The 5,271-nt window shown below is 66.7% G+C and carries 5 protein-coding genes; 3 read left to right on the top strand and 2 right to left on the bottom strand.

The window, feature by feature from the left end:
* Window positions 1–256: 256 nt before the first annotated feature.
* Window positions 257–1,033 (bottom strand): enoyl-CoA hydratase, encoded by a 777-nt coding sequence (locus QZ609_RS24290; RefSeq protein ID WP_295500366.1) that lies wholly within the window; start codon window positions 1,031–1,033, stop codon window positions 257–259.
* Between the two features lie 205 nt (window positions 1,034–1,238).
* Between QZ609_RS24290 and paaG the strand changes: the two genes are divergently transcribed.
* The 3 genes from paaG (at window position 1,239) to paaK (ending at window position 3,880) form a co-directional block, all read left to right on the top strand.
* Window positions 1,239–2,027, top strand: coding sequence for a 2-(1,2-epoxy-1,2-dihydrophenyl)acetyl-CoA isomerase PaaG (paaG, locus tag QZ609_RS24285; protein WP_295500363.1), 789 nt, complete (start codon window positions 1,239–1,241; stop codon window positions 2,025–2,027).
* A 70-nt stretch (window positions 2,028–2,097) separates the two neighbouring features.
* Window positions 2,098–2,502, top strand: a complete 405-nt coding sequence (gene paaI, locus QZ609_RS24280) for a hydroxyphenylacetyl-CoA thioesterase PaaI (RefSeq protein ID WP_295500368.1) — start codon at window positions 2,098–2,100, stop codon at window positions 2,500–2,502.
* Between the two features lie 76 nt (window positions 2,503–2,578).
* Complete coding sequence (paaK, locus tag QZ609_RS24275) at window positions 2,579–3,880, top strand: phenylacetate--CoA ligase PaaK (RefSeq protein WP_295500360.1); 1,302 nt, start codon at window positions 2,579–2,581, stop codon at window positions 3,878–3,880.
* 120 nt (window positions 3,881–4,000) lie between these two features.
* Here paaK and QZ609_RS24270 read toward each other — a convergent pair whose 3' ends face one another.
* On the bottom strand, window positions 4,001–5,137 hold the full coding sequence (locus tag QZ609_RS24270; protein WP_295500357.1) for a murein transglycosylase A: 1,137 nt from the start codon (window positions 5,135–5,137) through the stop codon (window positions 4,001–4,003).
* Window positions 5,138–5,271: the final 134 nt, after the last annotated feature.

The following is a 5,271-nucleotide window of genomic DNA, read 5'->3' as shown; positions in this document are numbered from 1 at the left end:
CTACTTCTCCACCGCTTCAACACCCCCGCCGTCGCTTGCGTTTCGGCGCTGTGTTCTGCAGCGAGGGGCGAATATTAGGCGGGTTTCCGAGGCTTGGCAACACCTTTGTCGTGACGGGTTGATGACGGGACCATGAAGAATGCCCGACAGCCCAGTCTGCGCCTGGGATTGCCGCCGAAAAATGACCTGAAAATGACGCCCAAGATACTTGAGACAATCACTCGGGTACTCCTGCGGAGGCTTCCTGCGCACCTTGTTAGCTGTGTTTGAAAGCGGGGGGGCGCTTTTCCAGAAACGCGCGCATCCCCTCTTTCTGGTCTTCCGTGGCGAAAGTCGCGTGGAACAGGCGGCGTTCCAGGTGGACGCCTTCGGTGAGCGACGTCTCGTAGGCCGCGTTGATCGACTCCTTGATCATCATGACCGTCGGCAGTGAGAAGCCGGCGATGGTCTCAGCCGCCTGGATGGCTTCTTCGAGCAGCTTGTCGGCGGGGATGACGCGCGAGACCAGGCCGGCGCGCTCGGCTTCCTCGGCGCCCATCATGCGAGCGGTCAGACACAGGTCCATGGCCTTGGCCTTGGAAACAGCGCGCGGCAGACGCTGGGTGCCGCCGGCGCCAGGCATTGTGCCGAGCTTGATCTCGGGCTGGCCGAACTTGGCGGTGTCGGCGGCCAAGATGATGTCGCACATCATGGCCAGCTCGCAGCCGCCACCCAGGGCGTAGCCGGCCACCGCGGCGATCACCGGCTTGCGGATGCGGCGGATGGCCTCCCAGTTGCGCGTGATGTATTCGTTCTTATAGACGGTGGCGAAGTCGTAGTCGGCCATGGCGCCGATGTCGGCCCCGGCGGCGAACGCCTTCTCGCTGCCGGTGATGACGATGGCGCCGATGCCGGCGTCGGCATCGAAGGCGAGCAGCGCGGCGCCCAGTTCATCCATGAGGGCATCGTTGAGCGCGTTGAGCGCCTTGGGGCGGCTCAGCGTAATAAGACCAACACGACCCCGCGTTTCGACCAGAATGTTTTCGTAGGACATGGAAGCTCCAGTTGGAATGCATGTAATATTAGCCGACCAACCGGTCGGTTAATCAATCAGCCTGTGAACCGACTCAGGATTCGTCGCGAGCGCCCCGAGGTTGGCCCGAGAAGCGCAGCCGTACATGCGTACGGCGAGCATCGCAGGGGCAAGATCGGGGCGCACAGCAGGATCATGAGTCGGTTCAGACCGAGGAGGAGACAAGATGACTAGCCCGACAATTTTGCTCGACTGGCATGACCGCGTGGCCACCATCACGCTGAACCGGCCCGAGCAGCTCAACAGCTTCACGGCCGGCATGCACCACGAACTGCGCCAAGCCCTGGACCACGTGGAGCGCCAGCACGCGCGGGCGCTGATCCTCACCGGTGCCGGGCGCGGCTTCTGCGCGGGGCAGGATCTCTCCGAACTCAATTTCACGCCCGGGCAGATGACCGACCTGGGTACGCTCATCGACGAGCAGTTCAACCCGCTGGTGCGCCGCCTGCGCGCGCTGCCGCTGCCGGTGATTGCCGCCGTGAATGGCGTGGCGGCCGGCGCGGGCGCCAACCTGGCACTGGCGTGCGACATCGTGATGGCCTCCGAAAACGCCTGCTTCCTGCAGGCCTTCGTGAAGATCGGGCTGCTGCCGGATTCGGGCGGTACGTGGTTCCTGCCGCAGCGCATCGGCGTGGCGCGGGCGATGGGGCTGGCGATGCTGGGCGAAAAGCTCGACGCCAAGACCGCGCTGGCCTGGGGCCTGATCTGGGGCGTTTATCACGATAGCAAGATCCTGATGACCGAGGTGGCCGCCATGGCCGACCACCTCGCCAAGCAGCCCACCCGAGCGCTGGCTGCCATCAAGCGCGCCATGCATGCGGCGCCCACGCAGTCGCTCGATGCGCAGCTCGACCTAGAGCGCGACCTGCAGCGCGAGCTGGGCAACTCGCGCGACTATGCCGAGGGCGTCACCGCCTTCCTCCACAAGCGCCCCGCACACTTCACCGGCGAGTAAAGGAGAGCCCCGCGTGACCGAGACCGCCCTCCAAGATGCACAGGCGCTGGCCGAAGCCGCCTGCAAGAGCATGTATGACGCCGACGCCTGCACCCGCTGGCTCGGCATGCACGTGGAGGCGGTCGGCCCTGGCTACGCCCGCCTGTCCATGGCTGTGCGGCCCGAATTTCTCAACGGCCATCGCACGTGCCATGGCGGGCTGATCTTCACGCTGGCCGATTCAGCCTTTGCGTTTGCCTGCAACAGTCACAACCACAACACCGTGGCGGCCGGCTGCAGCGTCGAATTCCTGCGCCCGGCGCACGGCGGCGACGTGCTGACCGCCGAGGCCACCGAGCAGGTCCTCTCCGGCCGCCACGGCGTCTACGACGTGCGCGTGTCCAACCAGACCGGCGAAGTGGTCGCCATGTTCCGTGGCAAATCCGCGCAGATCCGCGGCCACGTCATTCCCGACCCCAACAGCACTGAGCACTGATTCGCCCTCTATATAGAGCCCCCTGATTGCGCCACCACAAGAGGACGCCGCACGACGACGCCCCGAGGAGACCCGCATGCGCCCCCGCTCGACCGACCTGCCGCTCGACCCGATCGAAACCGCCAGCCGCGATGCCATCCAGGCACTGCAGCTGGAGCGGCTCAAGCACAGCCTCGCCCACGCCTATGAGAACGTGGCGGCTTACCGGGCCAAGTTCGACGCGGCGGGCGTGCATCCGTCAGACTTGCGGTCACTGGCCGACTTGGCGAGGTTTCCGTTCACGACCAAGACTGACCTGCGCGACAACTACCCGTTCGGCATGTTTGCCGTGCCGCAGGAACGGATTGCACGCATCCACGCGTCGTCGGGCACGACCGGCAAACCCACGGTGGTCGGCTACACCCTGGCCGATATCGACACGTGGGCCGGGCTGGTGGCGCGCTCGATCCGCGCGGCCGGGGCGCGGCGGGGGGACAAGGTCCACGTCAGCTACGGTTACGGCCTCTTCACCGGCGGGCTGGGCGCACACTACGGCGTGGAGCGCGCGGGGTTGACGGCGATCCCGTTCGGCGGCGGGCAGACCGAGCGCCAGGTGCAGCTCATCCACGATTTCCAGCCGCAGATCATCATGGTGACGCCCAGCTACATGCTGGCGATCGCCGACGAGTTTGAGCGGCAGGGCATGGACCCAGCCGCATCGAGCCTGCAGATCGGCATCTTCGGCGCCGAGCCGTGGACGCCTGAGATGCGCAGCGCCATCGAAGCGCGCATGGGGCTGTCGGCGGTGGATATCTACGGCCTCTCAGAAGTCATGGGCCCGGGCGTGGCCAGCGAATGCGCCGAAACCAAGGACGGCCCGACCATCTGGGAGGACCACTTCTATCCGGAGATCATCGACCCGAACACCGGCGAGGTGCTACCCGACGGCGAATTCGGCGAGCTGGTCTTCACCTCGCTGACGAAAGAGGCAATGCCGGTGGTGCGCTACCGCACGCGCGACCTGACGCGCCTGCTGCCCGGCACCGCGCGCCCGGGTTTCCGTCGCATGGAAAAGATCACCGGCCGCTGCGACGACATGATGATCGTGCGCGGCGTGAACGTGTTCCCGTCGCAGATCGAGGAATTGATCCTGAAGCACGCGGCGCTGTCGCCGCATTACCAGTGCGTGCTGGGCAAGGAAGGGCCGCTGGATACGCTGACGGTGCGGGTGGAAGCGGCGCTGGGCGCCTCGGCGGACGTGGCGAACGCCGCGAGCGCCCATCTGGCGCACGAGATCAAGTCGATGATCGGGGTGACGGCCGCGATCGAGATCCTGGCGACCGGCGGCATCGAGCGCTCGGTCGGGAAGGCGCGCCGCGTGGTGGATTTGCGGCGCTGACTTTCAAGAAACGCGCTCAACCCGAAGCGAAGCGGTTCTGGCGGTTTGGCGGAGCCGCAGACAGTACAGGTAGTACGGCAAGGCGCCGCCGGACCGCCAGAATCGGTTTGAGCGTGTTTCTTAGCGGGTGGCGACGCTGCCGCCCTTCGGTACCAGCACCCACAGACGGCCGGCCTGCTTCATGCGCCCGGCCAGATCACCGGCGGCATCGCCGTGGCCGAAGTAATAGTCGGCGCGCACGGCGCCGCGGATGGCCGAGCCCACGTCCTGCGCGAACACCAGTTTCTGGATCGGCTCGGTCGATAGCGGCTTGGTGGTCGACAGGAATACCGGCGCGCCGAGCGGGATATAGGACGGGTCCACGGCGATGGAGCGCTCGGCCGTGAGCGGCACGCCCAGCTTGCCGATCGGGCCGTCGTTGCTGCCGGGGTTCTCGCTAAAGAAGACGTAGCGCGGGTTGATGTTGAGCATCTCGTCGACGCGGCCGGGGTTGGCGCGCGCCCAGGCCTTGATGCCCTGCATGGTCGCCTGCACGGGCGTGATCTCGCCCTGGTCGAGCAGCCAGCGCGCGAACGAGCGGAACGGCTGGTTGTTGGTGCCGCCCACGCCCAGGCGCATGATGCCGCCCTCTTCCAGCTGGACCTGGCCGGAGCCCTGGATCTGCAGGAAGGCCGCCTCGACCGGGTCATCCACCCACACGACTTCCTGCCCCTGCAGCGTCGCGCTGCGGATCAGCTGTGCGCGCGCCGGCAGCGTCTTGCCGCGCCAGGCGGCGGGCATGCGGTACAGCGGCGTCTGGTAGATGCCGTGGCGGGTGCGCGAGCCGCGCAGCAGCGGTTCGTAGTAGCCGGTGATCAGGCCGCTGTCGGTGCCGTCGTCCTTGATGACGCGGTACGGTGTGAAGTTGTCTTCGAAGAAGACGCGCATGGCGATCGGGTCGCCGGCATCGACCATCAGGCCGGCCGCGCAGACGCGCGACCAATCTGCGTTGCGCTTCATGGCCTGGCAGTTCGATTGCAGCGCGGGCCAGGCAGTGGCGAGGTCGTCGCTGGTCCAGCCGGCCACGTCGGCCCAGGCGGCTGGGTCCAGGTGGCCGCCGAGCGTACCGGTGGGCGGTTGCGGCGTTTCGATGCGCGGGGGCGGGCCGCTCGTGCACGCCGCCAGCAAGGCGGCGACCAGCGCGGCGGCCAGGCCACCCCATCCGCGCCGCATTCCGGTTTGTGTCTGTGAAGGCGATGTCACCGCTGCTGCTGTCATACGTCGTTCTTCCTGTCCGATCGGCGCGTGCGCTTGGCTACAATGCCCGCACCCACGCTATTGCCGTCGATCATGAGCGAATTCTTTGAAAACCATCCGATGATGCTGTTCGGCCTGGAGGCCGGCGTGGCGCT

This window comes from uncultured Ralstonia sp. (assembly GCA_913056305.1).
In the GTDB taxonomy this organism is placed as follows: domain Bacteria; phylum Pseudomonadota; class Gammaproteobacteria; order Burkholderiales; family Burkholderiaceae; genus Ralstonia.
This window is presented reverse-complemented; position numbering and strand designations above follow the sequence as displayed.